Raw genomic sequence first — 23,399 nt, 5'->3', positions numbered from 1 at the left:
TTTCGTTCTACTTCACGCCCGAATGGATCATTGTCTCCATGATCCTTCTTTGCGCCAGCAGGAAGATAATCAGATTCGGCAGAAACAGCAGCAGCCCGGCGGCCGCCGCCATCCCCTGGCCGGCAACCGTATTCGCCGCCCCGCTCGTGAGCGTCGTCATATAATAAGGCAGCGTCTTCATCGTCTCGTCCTGCATGAACAGTGTCGATGCGGACGTATCGCCCCACACGCCCTGGAACGTGATGATCGAGATCGTGGCGATGGCGGGCATCGCCAGCGGCACGATGATGCGGGCGAACACCCGGAATTCCGACGCTCCGTCGATCTTGGCCGCCTCCAGCAGCTCGTTCGGAATTTGATCGATGAACTGCTTGATCAGAAACACCGCGACCGGAGAGGCGACGATCGGCAGCACGTGGCCGAAGTACGTATTGTTCAAGTGCAGCCAGCCGATGATCAAATAGCGCGGAATCGCCACCGTCTCGGCCGCGTACATGAGCGCCAGCATAATCGCAGCCATCACGATCCGCTTCGGTCCGAATTTCAGCTTGGACAGCACGTACGCGGCCATGCAGCTGGACAGGATGACGGCGGCCATCGCCAGCGCGGCCACGAGCACGCTGTTGTACAGGTAGCGCGAGAACGGCACGATCGTCGCCCCCGGACGCAGGAACAGGTCGTAAAAATTCGTCAGCGTCGGCTCCTTCGCCAGGAACGTCGGCGGAAACAGGAACAGCTCGTGAAAAGGCTTGAACGCGTGATTCACGATGAAGACGATCGGCAGCGACATGAAGGCGGCCAGCAGCAGCAAGCCGATGAGCAGCAGCGTTTCGAACGGCGTCATCTTGCGCAGTTGATTGGCGATCGTTGCCATGCCTCAGTCCCCCTCCTTCGGGCCGAACAGCCGATAGCTTAGCCTCATCGCGGCATAGGAAAACAGCAGCAGCACGACCGAGAGCATCGACGCGTAACCGAGCTCGAACCGGATGAAGGCATAATCGTCGATATGGTTCAGCATTAAATGTCCGGCATATTGCTTCGTAATCGGCAGCCCCGTCAACTGCACGGAGATCGCCCCCGCCTTGAGCGTGCCGACGATCGCCATCACGGCGCTGAACAGCATTTGCGGCTTCATCGACGGCACGGTAATGTAGAACACCTCCTGAAGCCGGTTCGCGATGCCGTCGATGCGCCCCGCCTCGTACAGCTCCCGATTGACCGTGTCGAAGCCGGCGAGCATCGCCAGAAATCCGACGCCGAAGCTCATCCAGATCGTGACCAGAATCATGACGTTGAGCAGGTACTTCGGATCCTGCAGCCACAGCACCGGCGTCTGGATCCAATCCATACGCATCAGGAAGCTGTTGAGGTAGCCGACGTAATCGCCGCTGAACGCGGCCTGCCACACGACGACGAGCGCGACGCCGCCGGCCATCGACGGGGCGTACATCGCCAGTGTGACGATATCCCGCACGCTTTTGGGCAGCTGATAGATGAGCCAGGCCAGGAAAAACGTGAGCAAATACCCGATCGGACCGACGAAAAAAGCGAACTTTATCGTGTTGGGCAGCGCGTATTTCATGAAAATCGTGTCCTGGGTCAGCAGCGCCGCATAGTTTTTGAAACCGATCAGATGCGGGGACCGGAACGCGTCGTAAGACGTAAAGCTCATCAGAATCGCCATGAAGACCGGCAGCAGGATAAACGCCGCGAAGCAGAGCAGGAACGGCGCCATGAACGCGTAGGCGACCCGTTCGCCCCACATTCTGCGCAGCAGAGACAGCATCATGGCTTCTCCTCCCCCCAATCGTACGGCCGGTCGACGACGGGAAAGCTCAACCGATCGTCGTCGCGCAGCCCGAGATCCTTCCTCTTCCTCGCCATTTCCCGTTCCAGCGCCGTGAACGAACGGTCCAGCGAATCCTTCGCCGGGAACTTCTGCACGACCGTCCGGTTCCAGGCGAACTCCATTTCCCGCGCCAGCAAATATCCGCCCGGCAGGAACGGCACGTTGCGCACCCAGCGGTTCTGCTCCCGGATCGCCGCCATGTCGTCGGCCGGCCAAGGGGCGAGCGACATCGCCTTCATATTCGCGGTGTTCCAGCGGTACTCCGGACCGTAGAACGATTCCATCGCATTGCCGTATTGCAGCTGGACGTCGTCTCGCGTCCACCATTCGAGAAATCGCCAGGCCTGCTCCTTCTTGTCGCTTTTGTTCAAAATCATCGCCGCCGTCATCGTATTCATCGCCCAGCGCGCCACCTCTCCGTCGTCTTGAGGGGTGCCCGGCATCGGCGCGACGCTCCAGTCGCCGCGTATTTCCGGCGCGGACGTGAGCAGCTGAACGTACGTATTGAAATCCGCTACGCCGATCGGCATCGTGCCCAGCTTGAAATGCTGGAAAAAAGCCGGCACCTCCTGGGGCAAGTCGTACTTGCCGAACAATTCCGTCCATTGCGCGAACGCTTCGTACGCTTTGTCCGTATCGAACGCGGGACCGGCGCCGTCCGGCGTATAAAATTCCGCGTTCCGCTGGTAGAAGAACGGCACGAAATCTTTGGCGTTGAAATAGAACTTCATCCCGCTCTCCTGCAGCGTCGGCAGCAGCTTTTGCAAATCCTCCCAGGTGTCGGGCACGGTCAGCCCGAGCTCGTTCAGGATGCTCTTGCGATAAAACAGCAAAGGGTAGCTCTGGGTTTCCGGCAGCGCGTACACCCCTTCCCCATATCCGAACGAACGCATGGCGCCCGGGTGGAACCGCGAAGCGACTTCCTTAAAGTCGGAAAATTGCGACAAATCTACAGAGGCTTCCCTCATCGCGTAATCGACCGGCGTATCCTGAGCCAGCCCCAGCGCCACGTCCGGCTGATCTCCTCCGGCATTGCTAAGCGTCAGTGCGGCGGCGTCCGGCATGAAATTGACGTTCACCGCGACGCCCGTCTCCGGCGTAAAGCTCTGGTCGATCATCTCCTGCAGCAGGGAAGCGTAGTCTCTGCCTCGGCCGACCCACACCTCGAGCGCATGCTCGTCGTTAAGGGATCTGGCATTGTAATTCAGGATGAACGTCCGCGCGAAATTAACCGCCGTATACGGGATCTTGTTCAACGTCGTCGCTTCCTTCAGGGAAGGATGGGCCCCGGGCTCGCGAACGACGAGAAAGTCGATCGACATGCCGCCGTTGGCGAGCGTGTCCATCCAGGTTCCGATCCGCATCTGCAGATCGGGAAACCGTCCCAGCTTGTTCGGCACGGCGTCGACGTCCCGAAGCAGATCGTCCATAATCGAGAGGCCGATGCGCAGCGACTGGGTCGCGTCGGTCTTGCTTCCGCTCAGACCGTCCAGATAGGCCATCGCGGTCTGCAGCCGATCGCGAATGTCCTCCAGCCGGTCGCCGATATCGGGCATGAAGCCCGCGATGTCCCATGTGCGGAAAGCGTCGCCCGAGTTGGCGCCGTAATCGCCCGTCAGCTTGCGCAGCCTCTGCTCGAGGTCGTACAGCTCCCGGACGGTGTCCTGCAGCGACAGCAGCGCCGGATACTGCGGCGAAGTGTCGGTCACGAACCGGATCGTATGCTCTCCCGCCGCGAGGCGGAACTTGAAGGGCTCGCCGTCCGCCCCGCCCAGCGTGTGAACCTCCAGCCGATCGTTGTACGCGAACGGATAATGCAGCAGCTCGCGAAACGGCGTCCCGCCGTCGATCAGCACGGTGCGATAGGCGTTCGCTTTGCCGACGAAACGCTGAAAATACTTTACGTCGATCTCGTACCAGCCCTCGGACGGAACCTCGAACGACCATTCCGCCCATTCTCCCGCCCGCTTCCAGCGCAGGCCGTCCAGGATGTTGTAAACGAAACGGCCCTGGCCGTCCGGCGACACGTAGGGTTCGTTCTGCGTGCCCGACTGCACGGCCGGGTGGGACTTCTGCGAATACCGCTCCCCTTCGATCAGCGCGAACCAGTCCCCGTCTCCCGCCGCAGCGGAGACGCCGGTCGCCGAAGCTTCCGATACGCCGCGGATCGCGGCATCTCCCGTTCCCGCGCCCGCCGAATAGGCCGCATAATCCGGCATCGGCTCCGGCGCGCGCAGACGGATCGCTCCCCAGGCCATCGGCTCGTTCCGCGCCGTAAAACGCAGCGTATGAACGCCTGCGGACAGCCGGAACTTCAAGGGCTCCGACGAGACGGCATAGTTCGTCATCCGGGCCGTCAGCCATACGGAGGACTCCGTCTGCAGCGAGCGGATTTCGTTGCCGATCGCGTCCTTGCGGAAGGGAACGTCCTTGTCGCGCCACCGCTTGACGAATTCCAGGCTGCCCGCCTCGGAGAACGGCGTCTGTCCGTCGATCTCCAGCCCGTAGAAGATCGAGCTGCTGCTGTCTTGTTTGATCGATTTGTAGGTGAATTCCAGCTCGTAAATTCCGTCCGCGGGCACCTCGACCTTCCATTCCGTCCAGCCGGAGCCGTTCTCCCAGACGAGCGCACGGCGGCCCAATTCCGCATCCGGTCCCGCGGACAGCGCCGCGTCGGGCGAAGCGGCGGCATAGCCGGACGGATCGATCTCGATCGCTTCTCCCGCGTAGGCGGGCACGTCTTCCGCCTGCAAGCGGTTAACCTCGGCGGCGTAATACGGCACGCCGTTCTCGTCTCCCGCGACCCCGGCGATCGCCGAAGCGGCTACCGCCGGGTAGAACGGCTCCTCCTGTCCCCAGGACCGGATGACGTATCCCGCCGCGACGACGGCGAGCAAAATCGTAACCAGCATCCATCTGCGCAGCCTCATTCCGTCTTCCCGCCTTCCGTTCATTAAAAGATTCCGAGATTCCGGCCGGTTTCTCCGTCGAAGAAATGCGCCTTCTCCATCCGGAAGCCGATGTCGACTTTGTCCGACGCATGATACCGGGAGTCGGATTCCACGACCCGGGCGATCAGCCGAATGTCGCCAAGGCTCATATACAAGTAGGAATCGGCGCCCATCCGCTCGATGATGTCGATCCGGGCCTCGACGGTCTCGTCCTCCCTGTCCGGCGCTTGGCGAGGCTCCATCTCCACATGCTCCGGCCGGATGCCCATGACGATTTTGCCGAACCTCGCCGAGGTGACGAACGCCCGATAGGAGTCGGGCAGCCGCAGCCGCAGCCGTTTGTTGCGAAAATAATATTTGCCGTCCTCCTCCGCGATCGCCCCTTCGATCAGATTCATCGCCGGCGAGCCGATGAACCCGGCCACGAACAGATTCGCCGGATAGCCGTATATGCGGTCCGGCGTATCCGCCTGCTGGATGACGCCGTCCTTCATCACGACGATCCGCGAACCCATCGTCATCGCCTCGGTCTGATCGTGCGTCACGTAGACGGTCGTCGTGCGCAGCTCCTGATGAAGCCGGATCAGCTCGGCCCGCGTCTGCGTTCTCAGCTTGGCGTCGAGATTGGACAGCGGTTCGTCCATCAGGAACACCTCGGGCTCGCGAACGATCGCCCGCCCGAGGGCGACGCGCTGCTTCTGTCCGCCCGACAGTTGACTCGGCTTCTTGTGCAGCAGCGCGCCGATCTCGAGCGTCTTGGCCGCTTTTTTCACCCGCAGCTCAACCTCGTGCTTGGCCGTCTTCCGCAGCTTCAAGCCGAGCGCCATGTTCTCGTACACCGACAGATTCGGGTACAGCGCATAATTCTGGAACACCATGGCGATGTCCCGATCCTTGGGCGACACGTAGTTGATGAACCGGTCCCCGATATAAATCTCGCCTTCCGTAATGTCCTCCAGTCCGGACAGCATGCGCAGCGTCGTCGTTTTGCCGCAGCCGGAAGGGCCGACCAGCACGACGAACTCTCCGTCGGCGATATCGAGGTGAAAGTCGACGACGGAAGGCTTTTTCTCCGCGCGATACTGCTTGCTGACGTGATGGAACGAGACGTTCGCCATGCCAATCTCCTCTTCCCGGTCGAATTTGATAGCGGGCCCCTGCCGCAGGGCTCGCCGAAGAGGCTTGCGGGATCGCAAACCTGCTCCTTGTATGGACGATAGCTGCCGGTGCCGGCGGGAGTGCCCGCCCGTTACTTGTACGTTACTTGTACTTGAGATAAGCGTTCTTCAGCTCATCGGCGATTTGAACGTAGTCCGCCGACGAAACCAGTCGATTCACGTATTGATCCCAGTCCTCTTCGGACAGCACGCCCATGACGAACTTTACCTTGTTGCGCTCGAGGTCCCGGGTCAGATCGCCCCACTTATCGACGAGCGACGGCGAATACAGATTATAGGCCGGATTCGAATAGGTCGATTTCAACTGCGAATCTTCGAATACTTCCTTGTACCATTGCAGCCTGACCGGGTCGGCGTCCCAGAGCAGATAATTGTCCGCCCCCGTGTAGGTGCCGTCGTTCCACGTGTACGCCTCGATGCCTTCGTTCCTGTACTTGTCGTTGCGCTCGATAACGCCGTTCTTGAGCTCATAGTGAACGCCTTCAATGCCGTACAGCGCCAATCGCTGATAGACGGGCGACGAGGTGAAGTCGATCAGCTCCAGCAGACGCGGAATGTCGGCCTCCGGCACGCGCGAGTCGATCATCAGGTTTGTCCACGAGCCCGTCGCCATGCTCGTTGCGTAGCCTTGGGGCCCTTGCAGCACTTTGAGCGTCAATACGTCCGCCTCCGGCGCGTTCTCCTTCAGCTTCTCCAGCCAATCCGGAATCGTGAACATGTGCGTATTGGCGGCCACCGCCACGTATTTGCCCGTTTTGAACAGGTCCGTCTCGCTGCCTTCGACGATCGGGAACTCCGGGTGGATCGCTCCCGCGTCGTACAGCTGCTTGAGCCACCGCAAATAAATTTTGAAGGCGGGCATAAAGTCGCGATACCGGAAATTCCCCTCGCCGTCCACATCCCAATTCTGGATGCCGGTAATCGCGTTCGCGATCACGTCGGCGCTGGACGTCGACTTCATCGCCAGCCCGTACAGATCGGGAGGATTGCTGAGCCGCAAGAGCGCGTCCGTCAATTCCTCCCAGGTCGTCGGCACCGGCAGCCCCTCCCTGTCCAGCAAATCCTTGCGGATATGCACCGTTGTGAAAATCGGCGGATTCGGGTGTCGCGGGATGCCCCATATCTTCCCGTTGTACACCATGTTGTCCCAGATCGAGGACGGGTAAGCCGCAAGATTCGGGTATTTCCGCAGATTGTCCCCGGTCAGATAAGGGGTCAGATCGTGGAATACGCCGGCCTGGATCGCTTCGTTCGTTGCCGTCTCGTAGATGGGATTGCTGGTCGGCACTTGGGTGATGTCCGCCAGGTCCCCGGTATTGAGCGCCACGTTTAATCGCTCTTTGTACCCGTTAAGCGGCACCCACTGCCAACTGATTTTCGTGTTCGTCTCCGCCTCGATGCGCTGACCGACGGCGTCTCCCCCAGGCGGGGGCGCCCCGTAAGCGATGTTCATCCACGAGACTTCGAGCGGAGGGCTCGCATTGGCCTTGCCTCCGTTCGACGAATCGGGCGAAAGCGAACAAGCGCTCAAAGCGGCGACGGCGCTGACCAGCGGCAGGACGGCGGATTTCCGGAAAACGCAGATACGGATCATGGGTAACCTCCCGGAGGATTCGACCGCCGCGCGGCCACCCGTTGCGGCGGCTTCCGGCGATCTCGTCTTGATAGTATCGTAAATCGCGAAGGCGCGCGGCGCTATGACGGTTTGCTTACTTTCATGCCGTTTTGAACACCTCTTGCGTCGATTCCCGCCTCGGCGGCCTTCCTCCATAGTATAATGGATACGAGCCATGAAATCGCTTACCTACTTGGAGGGACCCCGGAATGCCGGTTAAAATGACGATTTTCCGCAGACTGATTCTGATGCTGGTTCTCCTCATTCTGCCGATTCTGGGACTGTATATGTATTCCAATCAAGTGAGCGTACGCGTCGTGCGCAACGAGATCAAGGAGTCGAACCTGCAGCATCTGTCCTTTCTACTGCGGCAAGCGGAAGTGACGGTAGAGCAATTAATGCTCGCCGCCAATACGATCGGACGGTTCCAGGTCATCGACGACTTGATCCATATCGACGAGAAGCCGAGCAACTACGAGAAAGTCGTGATCAAGCAGGACATTATCGAGAAGCTGAGATTGTCCGGTGCCTCCAGCAACTGGACGAACCAATTTACCGTCTATGCCCCGGCGGCCGGCACCGGGGTCACCACTTTGAATTCGGCGGATTACGGGGCCATGTTCGCGGAGGACGCGATTACGAAGGAATGGAAGTATCGGGAGACGTCGGAGAACGGCGTACCGGTCAAGCAATTCGTCAGGCATACCGTGTACCCCGGCTCGCGGATTATCGTCGAAGTCAGCTTCACGGCGGACAACATTCGGAACATGCTCGATCAGATCAAGCTGAAGGGAAAAAACGATCCGTTTTTTTACCATCCGGGCGAGCTGCCGATTATGAATCGGACGGCTAACGAAACGCTGGCGGAGGGCGTCGTCGACTATTTGAACGGGCGCAAGGTGGACGCGGACCGCGCGGAAAGCGGCACCGAATACGTTCGGCTGCAAGGACGTCAATATATGATCAACTACGTCAAGTCGGAAACGCTCAATTGGGTGCTCGTCGACTACGTCCCGATGGAATACCGGTTAAGCCCGATCAAGAACAGCTCCCTGCTCTTCTACGCTTGCATCGGCATGCTGCTGGCCATGAGCATCGCCTTCGCCCTGCTGCTGTACCGCAACGTACAGATGCCGGTATCGCAGCTGCTTCACGGCGTGCGCAATATGGAACGCGGCCAGTTCTCCGTCCGTCTGACGAACAGGCAGAAGAACGAATTCAGCTATTTGTTCCACCGCTTTAACCAGATGGCGTCCCAGATCGAGCAGCTGATCGAGAACGTGTTCGCCGAGCGGCTTCGCTCGAAGGAAGCAACGCTGAAGCAGCTGCAGTCCCAGATCAATCCGCACTTCCTGTACAACTCGCTGGCGTTCATCAAGAGCATGACCGAGCTGGAAGAGAAAGAAGCCGTGATCGCGATGACGCTGAACTTAAGTCAGTACTACCGCTATACGACCCGCGTGGAAAATCAGGAAGCGACGCTGGGCGAGGAGCTTGAGCTGGTGCGCAACTATTTGACGATCCAGAACCTGCAGATGCAGCGCTTCGACTTCGAGCTGGACGTCCCGGACGACATGCTGGAGCTGCGGATACCGCGGCTGATTCTGCAGCCGATCGCCGAGAACGCGATCCTCCACGGACTTGAGCCGCGGATGGAATGGGGATGGCTGCGGATCTCCGGCGAACGGGACGGCTCGGGCAACCGTCTGATCGTGGAGGACAACGGCGTCGGACTTTCCGAAGACGCGTTGGAGAAGCTGCGGATCAAGCTGGATACGCCGCTCGACAACGAATCGGGCTGCGGATTGTGGAACGTGCACCAGCGGCTGAAATACCGGTTCGGGCCGGAGGCGGGCGTGGAGATGTCCCCCTCCCCCGGCGGCGGATTGCGCACTGTCCTGCATTGGACGGATCATGAAAACAAAGGAGGCCCCTCATGATGCATCACGTGCTGATCGTCGACGACCATCCGCATCAGGTAGACAGCATGGCCCGCACGCTCCCGTGGACGGAAATGGGGGTTGTCGGCGTTCATAAAGCGTATTCCGCTCACGAAGCGCTGCAGACGCTGGACATCGTGCCCGTCGATCTGGTCGTGACGGACATTCGCATGCCCGTCATGTCCGGACTGGAGCTGATTCGCGAAATCCGCAGACGCTGGAAGGATATTAAAATCATTCTGATGTCCGGGTACGCCGATTTTGAATACGCCAAAGAGGCCTTGCGTCAGGATGTCGAAGACTACCTGCTGAAGCCGGTTCCGAACGACGAACTGATCCGGTCGATCCGCGGCGTCCTCGACAAAAAGGCGGCCGAATGGCAGGCCGTCGTTTCCAGCCAGCGGGTGCTCCATACGTTCCGCGAGCATCTTCCCGCGCTGAAGACCGGCCTCCTGCTGGAGCTGCTGCGCGGCCGACGCTTGCCCGACAGCCTGCTGCAGGAGAAGCTGGATCTGTACGAGCTCCCCTTCACCGTCCGGGAGAAAGCGGCGCTCGTGCTCGTTCGGCTGGAGGAGCCGCTTGCCGACTACGACCAGCGAAGCGTATCGCTGCTCGAATACGCGATCGCCAACATCGCGGAAGAGCTGTTCCGCGACGATTTCCGAATATGGAGCTGTCTCGACGACTACGGCTATTTAATCTTCCTCGTAGGACTCGGCGAAGGAACGAGAGATTTGCCCGAGCCGGAGCGGCAGCGGATGCTGGAACAGGGCGCGGCGCATCTTCAGCATTATGTCGGCGTCTATCTCAAGGGAAGCATATCCGCGCTCGTCAGCGATTGGTTCGAGTTCCCCGAGGCCGTCTCGGACCGCTACCAGCAATGCTTGTTCGCGTTCCGTCAGCGGATCGGGAGCGAACGGGCCTTCTTTATGACGATCGGCAGCACGGAAGAAGTCCACAAGACGGCGTTCCTGTCCAGCCTGTACGAGCCGCCGACGCTGAAGATGACCATCGAAGCCGGACAGTGGAACGAGCTGCGCGGGAAGCTGGAGCGGATCTTCGAGGAGCTGCTGCAGGACGAATTTCAGTTCGAGGAGCATATTCTGGAGGTCTATCTCGAAATAGGCGGGATGCTTGCTTATATCGCGCACAAAAATCGCCGCAGGCTGGCGGAACTGATCGGGGACGAATACGAGAAGGTCGCCGGCGGACTGCCGTTCAAGACGGTCAAGTCGCTGCGGGAATGGACGTTCCGCATTCTCGATCGGCTGTTCGAGCTCGTCGATCGGGAACGCCAGCATTCCCGCGCCGCCATCGTTCAACAGGTCAACGAATACGTCATGGCCAACCTTGGCAAAGACATATCGATCCAGACGGTCGCCAACAGCGTTTTTCTGCATCCCTCCTACCTGTCCCGAATCTACAAGTCGGAATCGGGCGAGAGCTTCAGCGACTTCGTGCTGCGCGTCCGAATGGAGAAAGCCGTTGCGCTGCTCAAAAATAAAGGAATCAAAGTGTACGACATCTCCGGCGAACTCGGATACAACCAGACGCAGCATTTTATCAAAATGTTCAAAAAGCATTACGGCCTGACGCCACAGGAGTATCGGGAACGCCTGCTTTGAGGAGTCGATATACTCATTCGTTTATCGCTCCTTTCCATAGACCGTTCATCCGCGATCCGCGATCTCTTGAAAGCACTCCTCCCAGGTCAAGCACTCGCAGTTTACGCTGTTCGCCAAAATCTTTTTCATACGCGCCATTTTTTCAATCTTTTCTTCGAGCTCTTCCTGCTTCTTCAGAGCCATCGCCCGCCATCTCTCGGAAGGCGCCACTCCCGAGTCGAAGCCGTCCAGCAGCTGCTTGATTTCTTGAATTTGAAATCCCGCGCTTTGGGCCAGCTTAATCGTACCGATTCGCCCTAGAACTTCATCTTCGTACATCCGTCTCCCGCTTGTGCGCTGCGGGGGCTCCAGCAATCCGATTTGTTCATAATAGCGCAAAGCCGAAGTCGTGATGCCGCTCTTCTCAGCGACTTCGCCGATAGATAACATGCTGCTCCCCCTTGACTTCAAGCTGACTTGAAGTGATATTCTTTTCCCAGCATACAAGATTCATCCGTTTAGGACAACTTGGGGGAGGATCCATGTTCACGGCTATCGGAATTTTCATCGCGACTTTGATTTTTGTCATTTGGCAGCCTCGCGGACTTAATATCGGGTGGTCCGCTTGTGCCGGCGCTATCCTGGCCTTGATCGCCGGGGTCGTTAGCTGGGATGACGTCTGGACAGTGACGCAGATCGTTTGGAACGCTACGCTTGCTTTCGCAGCGGTGATTCTGATCTCCTTGATTTTGGACGAAATCGGATTTTTCGAATGGGCTGCGCTTTATATGGCCCGGTTTGCCAAAGGCAGCGGAGCTCTGATGTTCGTCTATGTCATCCTGCTTGGCGCAGCGGCTGCCGCTTTCTTCGCCAATGACGGGGCCGCGCTTATTCTGACTCCGATTGTGCTGGCTATGGTCAGAGCTTTGAAATTCGATGAACGAATGATTTTGCCCTTTATCATGGCCAGCGGTTTTATCTCCGATACCGGGTCTCTTCCATTCGTCGTCAGCAACCTGGTGAACATTGTGTCCGCGGATTTCTTCGGGATCGGGTTCCTCGAATATGCCGGACACATGATCGTCCCTGCCCTGTTCGCCATCGGATCGAGCTTGTTGGTGCTGTATCTTGTGTTCGGCCGAAGGATTCCGAAGCAATACGACCTTGCTCAATTGAAACAACCGAAAGAGGCTATCAGGGACTTGCGGCTGTTTCGGATTTCTTGGGTAATCCTTGCCGTACTGCTGGCCGCTTACTTAAGCAGCGAATTCCTGCGGATTCCGGTTTCGATCATAGCGGGAGCGGCGGCGATACTCCTCCTATGGCTCGCCCATCACAGCAAAGGAATTCATGCGGCGAGGCTCGTGAAAGGGGCGCCTTGGTCGGTAGTCGTCTTTTCCATCGGGATGTACGTCGTGGTATACGGGCTCCGCAATGTCGGATTTACGGAGGAACTCGGTAAATTATTTGCCTGGGCCGGCGATCAAGGGCTTTACGCTGCCGCGTTGAGTGGCGGATTTATTACGGCCCTTCTCTCTTCCATCATGAACAATATGCCGACGGTCATGATCGCAGCTCTGGCGATTCAAGGGAGCGGCGCAGCTGGAGAAATCCGGGAAGCTTTCATTTATGCGAATGTGATCGGTTCCGATCTGGGGCCGAAAATAACGCCTATCGGTTCGCTGGCCACCTTGCTATGGCTGCACGTCCTGTCCGCTAAAGGCGTTAAAATCGGTTGGGGCTACTACTTCAAGGTCGGCGTGATGTTGACGATTCCCGTTCTCTTCCTCACGCTGACAAGCCTGTACCTGTGGCTGAAGTTTATGTATGAATAAGACAGAAGAAGGAGCGGATGACATGACAAAACCATTGATTTACTTCCTTTGCACGGGCAATTCATGCAGAAGCCAAATGGCTGAAGGTTTTATGAAGGCGCTCGGAGGTCATCTCTGCGAAGTGAAAAGCGCGGGCCTTGAAGCGCATGGGCTTAATCCGAGAGCCGTTGAAGCGATGAAGGAAGCCGGCGTAGATATTTCTTCCCATACGTCGGATGTCATTGACCCTGATATTTTGAATCGGGCGGCTTATGTCATTACGTTGTGCGGACATGCCGACGAACATTGTCCGGTCGTCTCCAATCCCGGCGTGATTAGATGGCACTGGGGCTTCGACGATCCCGCGAAGGCGACCGGAACCGAAGAAGAAATTCGGGAACAGTTCCGTGCCGTTCGCGACGCGATTCGATCGCGGGTGGAAATGCTTTGCCGCTCCTTGACCGAATAAGCGGTCAGGCCTGCCTGTTGCCGCTAATAGATCTTCTTCAACAGCTGAACGACCTCATCCAGAGTGAGACCGAAGGATTTATAGTAAGAGGCGTCGACGTCCATTTTCTTCAGGATCATTTCATCGCGTATTCGCAGCATCTCCTCGGATGAGAATTCGGCCACGAAGCACCCTTTGCCCGTTATCGTATGGATCAGTCCGCATCGCTCGAGCTCTTCCCAGGCTTTCTTCACGGTGATGACGCTGACGCGAAGCTCCTGGGCCGCTTGTCGAATCGGCGGCAAGCAATAGCCGCTTTCCAATTCGCCTTTCAGAATTTGGGCGCTGATCTGCTCGAACAGCTGCTGATAAATCGGTTTCTCGGATGTGTTCGAAATCGCTACGTTCATTGGGCTTCCACTTTCTGAAACCGCAGCACCGCGATTCGATAAGCCATCAGCGTAAAGCCAAGGAAGATTACGATTCCCGCGGCCAGGATCGAAATTTGAAGTGCCGTATTGTCGACGCCGGTTCCTATGAAAACGTCGGCTACAGAAGAATTTTGGATTCCCAGCCATTGCGCAATTCCGGCGAACAGCATGGCGGCCGTGATGGAGGCAGCCGTTGCCTTGCCGTAGGTGTACGCCGTCTTATAGTACATGGGAATCAAGATCAGATTAAAGATCGCGAACATGGCCAAGCAGAGCCCCCAGAAGCCCATATGCGGTGCGAAGAAATAATAGGTCAAATGCGGGTATAATCGAAGCGTGATCGCGCCGAAGATCATGGCGAGAGCAAGATGCAGCAATTCCAGCAAGACAATGACGACGATTCTTGCTCTCACCATGTCTTTTTTGGTTACGGGCATCATCGCGGTAAAAAGCAAGTCGTTCTGAGCTTTAAAGCCGCCAAACATGTTCGGTACCGTCAGCCAGCAGAAATACAGGGGGACGAGAAAATAGATCCAACCGGGGACCAACATCAAGGCTCCCGTCAGAACGGGAAGAACGAAAAAAAACGAGTTGATTCCCAAGCGTAAATCCTTCATGACCAGGTTATACATGCATATCCTCCTTTTTCGCGAAATAAACCATGATTTCCTCAAGGTTAGGCACAGTCGCCTTAATGTCGGAAGAGGGAACGAAGTCTTTGGAATGGATCAACCCCGTAAAACCGAAAGAGTTTACCTTGTAAGAAATCAGCTTCTCTTTCACCAAATTTAGTTGGCTTTCTTTTCCGTTCAGCAAGAAATAGGACTCTATAAATTCGTTTTTTTCGGAGCTGTTGATAATTTGTCCGTTTTCAATGAAGGTAATATAGTCGGCGCATTTTTCCAAATCGGATGTAATGTGAGTGGAGAAAAGAATGCTGATTTCCCCATCGATTACGAGCTCCTGGAAGAGATCCAACAGATCGTCGCGCGCGACCGGATCGAGTCCGCTTGTCGGTTCGTCGAGAATGAGAAGCTTCGCGTTGTGGGACAGAGCCAACGCCAGGCCGAACTTGACTTTCATTCCCGTCGACAATTCGGAGATTTTTTTGTTTTCATCCAATTTGAATCTTCTAAGATACCTGTAATAGGTCTCGTCATCCCAATTTTTATAAAACTTCTTAATGACGCCGGTCAGCGTCTTGATCTTGCTGCGCGTATAGAAATCGATGCCGCCGAATGCGCAGCCGATCTCCTGCTTCAATTCGATTTCGTGCTCGGCCATGTTTCTGCCCAGAACGCATACCTCTCCGCTATCGATATGAACCATATTCAGGATCGATTTGATCGTCGTCGTTTTTCCCGCGCCATTGGCACCGATAAATCCCATAATATAACCTTGTTCCAGCCGAAACGATACATTCTTTAACTGAAAGCCTTCGTATTTCTTATTGACGTTCCGAACCTCCAAAGCCAGCATATCGCGCCTCCCCGCCAAAATTGTGCATGTTGTGCATGCACAATATATCACAGAGCGATTTGTTCTGTCAATTGCCCGGCAGTGTAACGATTTCGTCATAATTACGTTCTTTTATGGCACATTCGAGTTATTCCATCGCTTCCGAGAATTGGCGTAAAGTGAAAGTACAACCGTCAAAAGGAGGCCAATATCGGTGATTCATACTCAAATTCTTATTGTCGACGAGGAGCAGCAGATCCGAAGCACATTGAGCAGGCACCTACAAAGAGAGGGCTTCGAGGTCAAGGAGGAATCGGACGGGCTAAACGCCCTTCGGCAAATTTTGAATCATCGTTTCGACCTCGTTGTACTCGACACCGAATTGCCAGGAATCGACAGTCTGGAACTGTGCGCGATCATTCGAAGCGAGAGCAATATTCCCGTTGTTTTCATCTCCGGAAAAGAAGGCGAACACCACAAGATAGACGGCTTCCGGGCTGGAGCCGACGACTTCGTTCTCAAGCCGTTCAGTCCGCGCGAGGTGGTGCATCGGATCAGCGGTATCCTGAGACGGATTTCGGCTCAGCAGATCCAGTGCAAAAAACAGGCGGCGAGCAGTTTGATCGTGTTGCCTCGCATCAGTCTGGATCCCAGAGCGCACAAGATTACGGTGGACGGGGGCCCGTTGGACTTGACTTTGAAGGAGTACGATCTGCTTTACTATTTAGCCGAGCATGCCGGCAAATCGTTTTCCAGAGGGCATCTGATCAGAAACGTCTGGAAATATCCCTATCAAGGCGATTGCAGAACGGTGGATACCCATGTCAAACGGCTCAGGGAAAAAATGAACGAGGTCGCGCCTGGCTCCGGCGTCCTGATTCAAACGATACGAGGCTACGGTTACGGCATCACGCAGAGTTAAAATTGAAAACGTCCCCCGAAACGGACCGCGAGCCAGCCGTTTTGGGGGACGTTTAATTCCTTTCTACTTCCGCAGAGTCCTCGAAACTTCTTCCATATATGGAGCCAGGTACAGCTCGCGAACCTCGTGCCGAATCCAACTCATCAATCCCATAATGACCAGCAGTACGACAAGCGAGGATAGGAACAGCCTGCGCGAGTCGGCCTTGTACAGCCTGTACAACAGAACGACAAGCGCAACTGCCAGAACGATAGCCGTACCTAGCAGAGATGTGTGAAAGAAAGACCCGCCAAGGAAGCTGGAACGCACCTCCGAGTTCATGCTCAGCAGCAGCAGCGGTCCTGCGATGAGCTGCAGCAGTGTAAACAGGAAGGCAGATCCCTTACCGAACTTTCTCGCCAGCGCGTACACCGGATCGTCTCCCCGACGGCTCTTGCGTTTTCCCCACCAGAACATATACATGCCGATTACCGCAAATCCAGCCGCCATGAAGTGCAAATACCGCTGCCAAATCGTCGGATAGCGGAACAGGGAATCCCAGAAGCCTTTGGACCCGTCCCACAGCTCCGGCTGGAGCATTGAAGCGACATTGGTAATAAACAGCAACGGCACGAACAGTAGGATCGCCGTTCCCGATATCCCGAAGACCAGATGAAGTCCCTTGCGATTTTGCCATTTGTCCCACATGAATTTATAAACGTAAAGCAGCAAAAACGAAATGATGAGCAACGGGATCAACATGAGCCACCACTTGCCGATCATAATGGTGGACGGATAGAAGAATTGCGTGTAAATCGTACTGATAATAAGCAGCGGCGCGACGCCGAGCACAACGGCAATACTCTTGTGAATGGCGACCATCGTGGCCAACTGCAGCGCCAGCTTGTCTGCGACCGCGTCGCGTTTGCGAATGCCAGCAATCTCCAGCAGCACGGCGTAGACCGCGCCGCCTACCGTAATGTTGACATAGATCAGATGCAAAATAAAACCGACAACGATCAACACTTCGAACAAAGGCAGGTTCCCCGGTATCGCCAGTCCCAGGTCGTTGGGAACGGGAGATTCGGTTTTGAGAGAAAATGGCATATACGACGGCTCCTTTTAATCCTTTTGCGGCGTTTCGGCGGATTGCGGCTTCGCTTCACTATCCGTCGGAGAATCGCCATTTATTTGCGCGACGACGTTGGCCAGATAGGCGGCTACCGCCTCGACCTCCTCCTGCGTTCCCGCGAACGGGGGCATAACATCCCGAATCAGGTGCATGGAAGGGATAAAGCTGACGAGAGCGTCTTCGCTCCATCCGTCAATCCGTTCCGTCATCGCCCGGCTTCTGCGCGGCCCATCGATGCTGTGGCAGGCCATGCATTGCATCGCAAATATTTCTTCCCCGACCTCTAATTTGTTGGCCTCCGTTACTTCCTTGATTTTGGTGAATTTGGCATGCTTCAAAAATCCGTCCTGTGCATATTTCTCCATATCTTCCTTGAGAACGCCGTTGGCATACATGTAATTGTAAATGACATACGGCTTGCGAATGTTCTCGCGCACGATCTCGAATTCGGTAATGAGCAGCAGTGAAAACACGCCGGTAAATACGGTCAATGCGATCGGAAATTTGGGTTTTCCGTCCAGCAGCGTCACGGCGAGAATAAAAATCAACAGCAACCCTCCGATGTTCAGCCAAATGAACGCGGACTCGCTCATGCCGGACGCCCACTTCACCAGCGTCTGCGCTTTATCCGGCAGACTTCTCAGGTACCAGAAACCGCTAAGCAGCATAACGGGCACCGAGATGGCCAGCCATCTGCCGAAAATACGCTGTACGGTCACACGATCCCGCACGCTCTTGACCATCCATCGGTTCAACACGTGCAGGACTGCCACACCCAGCGCGATCGCCGCGAACGTACGGAAGATCATCGATGGGATCCACGTAGGGTTAAAGAAAGCGTCCCAGAACGACAGCGTTTCCACCCAGTTTCCGGGGTTGATTTGCGCAGCCAGAATACCTGTAATGAGGACCAGCGTCAGCCAGGACATCACGCACAACGCAATCCCGATGCGAAGGTGTTTTCTTTTGTCCGCTCCCTTCCATCTGTCCCATGTGTAAAAATACGTTAGCAGCAGCACGACCTCCGACACGAATACGAGCCACTCCGTGAACCACGCCCAGTGAAAAATACGAAGCAAAGATCCGATCGCATCCGGCAATATTACCGTAGTGGTGAACCAGATTCCGACGCCGGTCATCGCACCGGCTGTTGTCGTGATGATCATAATCCATTTGCTCAGGGTACGGGCGTATCCCTCCAATACCGGATTGTTGTCCTTGTGCGCCCGATACTCAATCGACACCATCAGCACGCACCCTCCGATCGCCACCGCATGATTGATCATGACGTGCAGCACGGCCATCATCCCGATCAGGTTGCCGTTGCCCAGCCAGCCGAAATCGATCGTCGGAAAATTCAACCTCATCCCCTCCTCTTGTCAAGTCATCAGTATATCCAGAGGGTCTCGGACAAAAAATGGCCAATAGTAGTCATTTTAATCGAAATTAGATGAATTTATTGTGAATGGTCCAGAATAACTTCATTTATCTATATTTAAATCCATTATTCTCTCGTTTTCTTTAGTTATAAAGGGCTAGCTCTTTGGAGCGGTTCCTTGCAGAAGCATAAAATAGCACCATATGGTCATGGAAAGGTCATTGCAGACGGTGCTAGAATTGAAAGAATTGGAACGTTCGACAAGGATGGAGGGTACCATGATCGCGACGATAAAAGCCCCGAAAATTTTGTTGTTTGGTTTCTCGAAGCCGCTCTTCCAGGCAGTCGATTACTTCTCCGCTATGCTCGGTTGGCGAGTAACCGCAGATTGTTCGCGGGCAAAATGCATGGAAAAAGCAAGGTCCGGCGAGTATGCGCTCGCACTCATAGACGCATCGAAATTCAGAGAGGACGGCTGGAGGCTATTCGCTACGTTGAAGCGCACGGCGCCGAACATACCGATCATCGCCGTAACGTCCAAGCAAGGAGGCGTGGAGGAAAGATTGACAGCCTTCGAGGCGGGAGCCGACGATTGCGTCAGCAAGCCGTTCAGTTGCCGGGAATTGTTGTACAGAATGAAAGGGATGCTTGAAAGGGCAGTTGAAGTAAGAGAGCAGGCGGAGATCGTTCGCAGACGCTATTCGTTGCTGCGCTCCAGGCTTGAGATTGGCCGCAATGGTCCCTTCATTCGCATTGCTCATTTCTCTGTGCGCCTTTCATCCTGTGAATTCAAGCTGATTAAGTACTTGGCCGATCGCAGCAACCGAATCGTCAGCAGAGAAGAGCTTTTAAAGGCCGTCTGGCCGACCAGTTCAGTCAGCTATTGTCGAACTGTGGATACTAACATCAAGCGCATTCGTGAAAAACTAAAGCAACTCCAACCGGAGTTGGCAGGGATAATTCGAACGGAGAGAGGTCGAGGTTATTGTCTGATGGATCCGGCAGCCGAAACCGGTTGAACGTCAGAGAGTGCGGTTTTTCATTCCGGCGGCCGCCAAAGCCAATGAAAGCTGAAGCGCTCCCATCAACAGAATTCCTCCGAGCATGGAGATACTGGCGACCGTAGAGGCAGTCGTCAAGACCCCCGTCTGCGGAGCGCCGCATAGCTCGGACATGGAAATTGGCCTAAACGTAGTGATTCCATACTGTGAGCCGGTCATGGCCACACATACGGGGAAAAGCACAACGCTCCCCAGAATGGACAGCCGGGTGCGGATTTTAAGACGCTGCTTCCGCGCCGCGCAAGGACGAAGCATCGCTTCCCACATGAACCAGGAGCTTCCGAGAAGAATTCCCTGGAGCGGAAAACGGAGCAATTCCCACTCATTCATCATTTGATAGGCCTTCGGCCACAGCAATACCGACAACGACAAGAAAAATAAAAGCGCGGCTAACGTACCCTCCTGTCCGTTTCTTATCAAGCGCACTCCTCCTGAAATACGACGGAGCAAACTCTGGCGAATCCATTGAGGCAAGCCCGCGATCATCAGCGGCACCATGGCAAGATAGCGAAGGCAAAGCTGAAGAACGTACGTATCGATTGATTGGCGGGCAAGCGCGGACAACACTCCGCCATAGCCGAAGTAAAGACAAAGAAGGCCGGCGTAGAAAGAGGCTTGTCTTGCGGGAGACAGGACCGCCTCGTGATCGCCCCTTCTTTCTCCGTTGCCCGCTTTGGCGTATAACAAAGCGGCCACAGCCACGACGACCAGCAATTCCGGCGTCAGAACTCCGTGCCACCCGTAGCGGTCTATCAGTCCGTTCACGCGACTGTCCTCCCCGTTTTATTTTTTTCCGATCCAGCTTTGCTCATAGGCATAGCGAGCTAGCTGCACTCGATTGGCCAAATGTAATTTTTGCAGGATGTTTTTCAAATGATTTTTTACGGTATGCTCCGATATCTCCAGATGACCGGAGATGTCCTTGTTGCTCAAGCCTTTGGCTACAAGCCCCAGAATCTCTCCTTCGCGGGCGGTAAGCGGATTGCTCCGCGTCTGGGTGATTCCCGCAGGAGACAGCTCCTTCAGAATACGAAACGCCAAATCCCTAGTCATCGGAACCTCGTCGAAGGCGATCGCCTTCAAATATTCGTGCCACGCCTCCGGTTTCAGGTTTTTCAGCAGATAACCTTGAGCGCCTTTTTTGAGCGCATCGAACAAATGCGCAATATCGTCGGATACAGTGACCATGACGATTTTGAGATACGGATACTTTTCCTTCAGACGCTTGGTGGCCTCCAAACCGCCCATGCCGGGCATCTGAATGTCCATCAGCACTAAATCCGGCATCCATTGCTCGCTTAACGCGATTGCCTCTTCCCCGCTGCTCCCCTCCGCTACTACCTCAAAGTCGGGCGTGCTTTGCAGGATCATTCGAATCCCTTCCCGTGCCATTTCGCTGTCGTCGATGACCAGCACTCTGAAAGGCGACATTTTAAGCCTCCCCTTTCCTCACCGATATAATCGTTTCCCCGTTTGATCTTTCAATCCCCAAATGCCAGTTCATCGCTTCGGCTCGGTCCTTCATCATCTTTAAGCCGTATCGTCCTTTGACCATGGTCTCCTCCAGAGGAAAGCCTTTGCCATCGTCGGCCAGTCGGCACATCCAGCCTTTTTCCGTTATTGTTGCTCGAATCGTTACGCGTTGGGCTTCGGCATGCTTGTGAATATTCATCAAAGCCTCTCGGACAATTGCGAGGAGCTCGATTTTTTCCTTCGAGGATAGGCGGGATTCGGGAATTTCCCATTGGACGTCGAACTGGAGAGCCGTTTCCAACTTCAATTCGTCGATCAAGACTTCCACTCCCTCCAGCCAGGGGATCGTATCCGCCTTGGCCGGATGTCTCAAGTTGGCGATCGCTTGCCGAACATAATCGTTGGTGCGGTGTACGCTTTCCTTCAGCTTCTGCAGCATGGGACCGTCCGTTGCGGGCCTGCTCTCCATCTGGGAGATCTGAGCGTTCAGGAAAAACAGAGACTGCGCTATGCCGTCATGCAGCTCTCGGGCAATCTTCTCCCGTTCCTGAAGAACGGCCTGTACCGCCTTGGCCCGATTGAGCTCGTCTTGATTATGCTCGATCATCGTGAACAGCTGAGTCAAAAACAGCAGAGAGACAAACAGAACGAACACGGGTGCCAGCCAGTTTCCCAGCTCCATGGAAATATAGGGCAACAGAAATTCATGTCTAACATATTCCCAGAGTCCGATTGTCAGGGTCGGAATCGTTAAAATGAGCCACTTGATTTGTTTGTAGGTCACAACGCGTCTCCTCCTTCGCTAGCCAATGTTTCCTTCTTATTTTAACCTGACGGGAGAGGAACAGATATGACTCTAAATGACTACTCGCCTTATGGAAGAACTTCCTCTTTCTCATAGGCGTAAGACTTTCCGGCTTCGTCGACAACAGCAACCTCGAGCTTCCAAACGCCGTTAGCATCAATGTAGGAACCTTCCGCTTCATAGGTATATTTATCGAAGCCTTCGAAGCCGTAAGGATCGGGTCCTCCCTCCTTGAAGCTCAGGGGAACCGTCATACGTCTTTCCTCCCGCCCGAGAGACACTTCTGCCGAAGCCGGCTTGCCCATTCCGCTAGGCAGCCAGATATCGAGACGGACGAGCTGTCCGCTCGCGCCTTTGCTAGGCGAGACTCGAAGAGACATGTGGGCGTCGATCCCCATCACATGCCAGTACAAGGGTTCTCTAAGAGCGCCTTCAAGCGGAACGGATCGGGAAAATAACGCCGAGACGAGCAGGACGACTACGGTCAGGCTTAGCGAAAGTCTCAGGTTTTGCTTAAAACGAAACGGCTGATAAGCCCCTTTCGTCTCACGATCCCTGTTCCAATTTCTATAACCGATTCTGACGATCAACGCAATGAGGACGGATAGCAGTAATTCAATCAGGATCCACGTCGCAGCGCCGTTTTCCCGAGTGTTCCAAAGCAGGAGAACGCCGCCCGCATCGGTTGTCGCGAATCCCCACCAGGCTGCGGCCGACCAGGTCATGAAGCGTGCGAACGGAAGCTCGGTCCGTATTTCCGACGCAGCCTGGGACAACGCACAGAAGAGCGCGAGCCCTCCTCCGAACCATATCGCCATTGAATAGGTATGCAAGGTTTCCGCGAGAAGTGCAAGCAGGTCTGCGGAGGTCGAGATTCCTCCGCCGCCGTCGGCGTGGATAAGCGGAATCAAGGCAAGCGGGCATAACAGCTTTGCAGATCTGGAGATGCGAGGGATCGGAATCGTATCCCAAGCGACCAGCACTGTCAGCACGGCGACAACCATCTTTGAGAGGGTCCAGGCGCTCTCTTGGTCCGAAAACATCAGCACGTAAAGAACGACAACGGCCGCCGCTTTCTCCAGTCTTCGGACGATCCGTTCCGTCGTCTCATCCCCGTTCATATCCGGCCATATAAAGGCTCGAAATACGGCAATTCCAAGCAATGCCATAACAGCGCCCTTCGCTGCCGCCCGGCCGATAATCCCAAACACGGTCGCCCATTCCCCTTCAGTCGCGCCGTGCGCGTGCTCGTGTCCGGCTCCGCTTGTCTCTCCGCCGGGCGTAAGCAGGAAAAACAGGCAAACCGCGGCCGCCAAAGCGGCCGCGGGCCATCGGTTAATTTTGGTGCGCATGCCCGAGCG

The 23,399-nt window shown here is 55.7% G+C and carries 21 protein-coding genes; 6 read left to right on the top strand and 15 right to left on the bottom strand.

What is annotated here, in order from left to right; translation table 11 throughout:
* Nucleotides 1-7 precede the first annotated feature (7 nt).
* The 5 genes from ACFFT4_RS05615 to ACFFT4_RS05595 form a co-directional block, all read right to left on the bottom strand.
* Nucleotides 8-874, bottom strand: coding sequence for a carbohydrate ABC transporter permease (locus ACFFT4_RS05615; protein WP_378045778.1), 867 nt, complete (start codon nucleotides 872-874; stop codon nucleotides 8-10).
* Nucleotides 875-877: 3 nt separating this feature from the next.
* The gene (locus ACFFT4_RS05610; protein WP_116059046.1) at nucleotides 878-1,789 is read right to left on the bottom strand and encodes a carbohydrate ABC transporter permease; all 912 of its coding nucleotides are present in this window, start codon (nucleotides 1,787-1,789) and stop codon (nucleotides 878-880) included.
* Nucleotides 1,786-4,779: an extracellular solute-binding protein gene (locus tag ACFFT4_RS05605; protein WP_378045776.1), complete on the bottom strand. Its 2,994-nt coding sequence runs from the start codon at nucleotides 4,777-4,779 to the stop codon at nucleotides 1,786-1,788. The genes ACFFT4_RS05610 and ACFFT4_RS05605 overlap by 4 nt, the downstream gene beginning before the upstream one ends.
* 23 nt (nucleotides 4,780-4,802) lie before the next feature.
* On the bottom strand, nucleotides 4,803-5,918 hold the full coding sequence (locus tag ACFFT4_RS05600) for an ABC transporter ATP-binding protein (protein WP_378045774.1): 1,116 nt from the start codon (nucleotides 5,916-5,918) through the stop codon (nucleotides 4,803-4,805).
* A gap of 142 nt (nucleotides 5,919-6,060) precedes the next feature.
* Nucleotides 6,061-7,572, bottom strand: a complete 1,512-nt coding sequence (locus ACFFT4_RS05595) for an extracellular solute-binding protein (protein WP_378045772.1) — start codon at nucleotides 7,570-7,572, stop codon at nucleotides 6,061-6,063.
* A gap of 230 nt (nucleotides 7,573-7,802) precedes the next feature.
* On the opposite strand from ACFFT4_RS05595, the gene ACFFT4_RS05590 reads away from it, so the two are divergent.
* Nucleotides 7,803-9,533: a sensor histidine kinase gene (locus ACFFT4_RS05590; RefSeq protein ID WP_378045770.1), complete on the top strand. Its 1,731-nt coding sequence runs from the start codon at nucleotides 7,803-7,805 to the stop codon at nucleotides 9,531-9,533.
* Entirely contained in the window at nucleotides 9,530-11,158 is a 1,629-nt protein-coding gene (locus ACFFT4_RS05585) for a response regulator (protein ID WP_378045768.1), read from the top strand. The genes ACFFT4_RS05590 and ACFFT4_RS05585 overlap by 4 nt, the downstream gene beginning before the upstream one ends.
* A 45-nt stretch (nucleotides 11,159-11,203) precedes the next feature.
* Here ACFFT4_RS05585 and ACFFT4_RS05580 read toward each other — a convergent pair whose 3' ends face one another.
* Complete coding sequence (locus ACFFT4_RS05580; RefSeq protein ID WP_378045767.1) at nucleotides 11,204-11,587, bottom strand: MerR family transcriptional regulator; 384 nt, start codon at nucleotides 11,585-11,587, stop codon at nucleotides 11,204-11,206.
* Between the two features lie 92 nt (nucleotides 11,588-11,679).
* Between ACFFT4_RS05580 and ACFFT4_RS05575 the strand changes: the two genes are divergently transcribed.
* The gene (locus ACFFT4_RS05575; RefSeq protein ID WP_378045766.1) at nucleotides 11,680-12,972 is read left to right on the top strand and encodes an arsenic transporter; all 1,293 of its coding nucleotides are present in this window, start codon (nucleotides 11,680-11,682) and stop codon (nucleotides 12,970-12,972) included.
* A gap of 22 nt (nucleotides 12,973-12,994) precedes the next feature.
* A complete protein-coding gene (gene arsC / locus ACFFT4_RS05570) occupies nucleotides 12,995-13,420 on the top strand; it encodes an arsenate reductase (thioredoxin) (RefSeq protein WP_378045764.1) in 426 nt (141 codons plus the stop codon).
* Nucleotides 13,421-13,443: 23 nt separating this feature from the next.
* On the opposite strand, the gene ACFFT4_RS05565 is transcribed toward arsC, so the two are convergent.
* The 3 genes from ACFFT4_RS05565 to ACFFT4_RS05555 are packed head-to-tail and all read right to left on the bottom strand — an operon-like array spanning nucleotide 13,444 to nucleotide 15,309.
* Complete coding sequence (locus ACFFT4_RS05565) at nucleotides 13,444-13,809, bottom strand: GntR family transcriptional regulator (protein WP_378045762.1); 366 nt, start codon at nucleotides 13,807-13,809, stop codon at nucleotides 13,444-13,446.
* Entirely contained in the window at nucleotides 13,806-14,462 is a 657-nt protein-coding gene (locus ACFFT4_RS05560; RefSeq protein WP_378045761.1) for an ABC-2 transporter permease, read from the bottom strand. The genes ACFFT4_RS05565 and ACFFT4_RS05560 overlap by 4 nt, the downstream gene beginning before the upstream one ends.
* Nucleotides 14,455-15,309, bottom strand: coding sequence for an ABC transporter ATP-binding protein (locus tag ACFFT4_RS05555; protein ID WP_378045759.1), 855 nt, complete (start codon nucleotides 15,307-15,309; stop codon nucleotides 14,455-14,457). The genes ACFFT4_RS05560 and ACFFT4_RS05555 overlap by 8 nt, the downstream gene beginning before the upstream one ends.
* A 193-nt stretch (nucleotides 15,310-15,502) precedes the next feature.
* Here ACFFT4_RS05555 and ACFFT4_RS05550 point away from each other — a divergent pair, with 193 nt between their 5' ends.
* Nucleotides 15,503-16,210, top strand: coding sequence for a response regulator transcription factor (locus ACFFT4_RS05550; protein ID WP_378045757.1), 708 nt, complete (start codon nucleotides 15,503-15,505; stop codon nucleotides 16,208-16,210).
* Nucleotides 16,211-16,273: 63 nt separating this feature from the next.
* On the opposite strand, the gene ACFFT4_RS05545 is transcribed toward ACFFT4_RS05550, so the two are convergent.
* The gene (locus ACFFT4_RS05545) at nucleotides 16,274-17,296 is read right to left on the bottom strand and encodes a cytochrome c class I (protein ID WP_378045755.1); all 1,023 of its coding nucleotides are present in this window, start codon (nucleotides 17,294-17,296) and stop codon (nucleotides 16,274-16,276) included.
* Nucleotides 17,297-17,311: 15 nt separating this feature from the next.
* Nucleotides 17,312-18,682 carry a c-type cytochrome gene (locus ACFFT4_RS05540; protein WP_378045753.1) on the bottom strand — a complete coding sequence of 457 codons (1,371 nt, stop codon included), beginning with the start codon at nucleotides 18,680-18,682 and terminating at the stop codon, nucleotides 17,312-17,314.
* Nucleotides 18,683-18,977: 295 nt separating this feature from the next.
* Between ACFFT4_RS05540 and ACFFT4_RS05535 the strand changes: the two genes are divergently transcribed.
* Entirely contained in the window at nucleotides 18,978-19,718 is a 741-nt protein-coding gene (locus ACFFT4_RS05535; protein WP_378045751.1) for a response regulator transcription factor, read from the top strand.
* A 3-nt stretch (nucleotides 19,719-19,721) separates the two neighbouring features.
* Here ACFFT4_RS05535 and ACFFT4_RS05530 read toward each other — a convergent pair whose 3' ends face one another.
* The 4 genes from ACFFT4_RS05530 to ACFFT4_RS05515 all read right to left on the bottom strand — a co-directional run bounded on the left by ACFFT4_RS05530 (nucleotide 19,722) and on the right by ACFFT4_RS05515 (nucleotide 23,390).
* Nucleotides 19,722-20,474: a cytochrome c oxidase assembly protein gene (locus ACFFT4_RS05530; RefSeq protein WP_378045749.1), complete on the bottom strand. Its 753-nt coding sequence runs from the start codon at nucleotides 20,472-20,474 to the stop codon at nucleotides 19,722-19,724.
* Nucleotides 20,475-20,543: 69 nt separating this feature from the next.
* Nucleotides 20,544-21,191 (bottom strand): response regulator, encoded by a 648-nt coding sequence (locus ACFFT4_RS05525; protein WP_378045747.1) that lies wholly within the window; start codon nucleotides 21,189-21,191, stop codon nucleotides 20,544-20,546.
* A gap of 1 nt (nucleotide 21,192) precedes the next feature.
* Nucleotides 21,193-22,017 carry a sensor histidine kinase gene (locus ACFFT4_RS05520; RefSeq protein WP_378045746.1) on the bottom strand — a complete coding sequence of 275 codons (825 nt, stop codon included), beginning with the start codon at nucleotides 22,015-22,017 and terminating at the stop codon, nucleotides 21,193-21,195.
* A gap of 89 nt (nucleotides 22,018-22,106) precedes the next feature.
* On the bottom strand, nucleotides 22,107-23,390 hold the full coding sequence (locus tag ACFFT4_RS05515) for a hypothetical protein (RefSeq protein ID WP_378045744.1): 1,284 nt from the start codon (nucleotides 23,388-23,390) through the stop codon (nucleotides 22,107-22,109).
* Nucleotides 23,391-23,399 lie beyond the last annotated feature (9 nt).

Source organism: Cohnella cellulosilytica (assembly GCF_042431195.1).
Classification (GTDB): domain Bacteria; phylum Bacillota; class Bacilli; order Paenibacillales; family Paenibacillaceae; genus Cohnella; species Cohnella cellulosilytica.
This window is presented reverse-complemented; position numbering and strand designations above follow the sequence as displayed.

Coding starts and splice junctions, on each gene's coding strand:
- ACFFT4_RS05535 (WP_378045751.1), top strand. CDS start 18,978: ATGATCGCGACGATAAAAGCCCCGAAAATTTTGTTGTTTGGTTTCTCG.
- ACFFT4_RS05555 (WP_378045759.1), bottom strand. CDS start 15,309: ATGCTGGCTTTGGAGGTTCGGAACGTCAATAAGAAATACGAAGGCTTT.
- ACFFT4_RS05585 (WP_378045768.1), top strand. CDS start 9,530: ATGATGCATCACGTGCTGATCGTCGACGACCATCCGCATCAGGTAGAC.
- ACFFT4_RS05525 (WP_378045747.1), bottom strand. CDS start 21,191: ATGTCGCCTTTCAGAGTGCTGGTCATCGACGACAGCGAAATGGCACGG.
- ACFFT4_RS05560 (WP_378045761.1), bottom strand. CDS start 14,462: ATGTATAACCTGGTCATGAAGGATTTACGCTTGGGAATCAACTCGTTT.
- ACFFT4_RS05595 (WP_378045772.1), bottom strand. CDS start 7,572: ATGATCCGTATCTGCGTTTTCCGGAAATCCGCCGTCCTGCCGCTGGTC.
- arsC (WP_378045764.1), top strand. CDS start 12,995: ATGACAAAACCATTGATTTACTTCCTTTGCACGGGCAATTCATGCAGA.
- ACFFT4_RS05575 (WP_378045766.1), top strand. CDS start 11,680: ATGTTCACGGCTATCGGAATTTTCATCGCGACTTTGATTTTTGTCATT.
- ACFFT4_RS05515 (WP_378045744.1), bottom strand. CDS start 23,390: ATGCGCACCAAAATTAACCGATGGCCCGCGGCCGCTTTGGCGGCCGCG.
- ACFFT4_RS05565 (WP_378045762.1), bottom strand. CDS start 13,809: ATGAACGTAGCGATTTCGAACACATCCGAGAAACCGATTTATCAGCAG.
- ACFFT4_RS05605 (WP_378045776.1), bottom strand. CDS start 4,779: ATGAGGCTGCGCAGATGGATGCTGGTTACGATTTTGCTCGCCGTCGTC.
- ACFFT4_RS05610 (WP_116059046.1), bottom strand. CDS start 1,789: ATGATGCTGTCTCTGCTGCGCAGAATGTGGGGCGAACGGGTCGCCTAC.
- ACFFT4_RS05590 (WP_378045770.1), top strand. CDS start 7,803: ATGCCGGTTAAAATGACGATTTTCCGCAGACTGATTCTGATGCTGGTT.
- ACFFT4_RS05580 (WP_378045767.1), bottom strand. CDS start 11,587: ATGTTATCTATCGGCGAAGTCGCTGAGAAGAGCGGCATCACGACTTCG.
- ACFFT4_RS05545 (WP_378045755.1), bottom strand. CDS start 17,296: ATGCCATTTTCTCTCAAAACCGAATCTCCCGTTCCCAACGACCTGGGA.
- ACFFT4_RS05615 (WP_378045778.1), bottom strand. CDS start 874: ATGGCAACGATCGCCAATCAACTGCGCAAGATGACGCCGTTCGAAACG.
- ACFFT4_RS05600 (WP_378045774.1), bottom strand. CDS start 5,918: ATGGCGAACGTCTCGTTCCATCACGTCAGCAAGCAGTATCGCGCGGAG.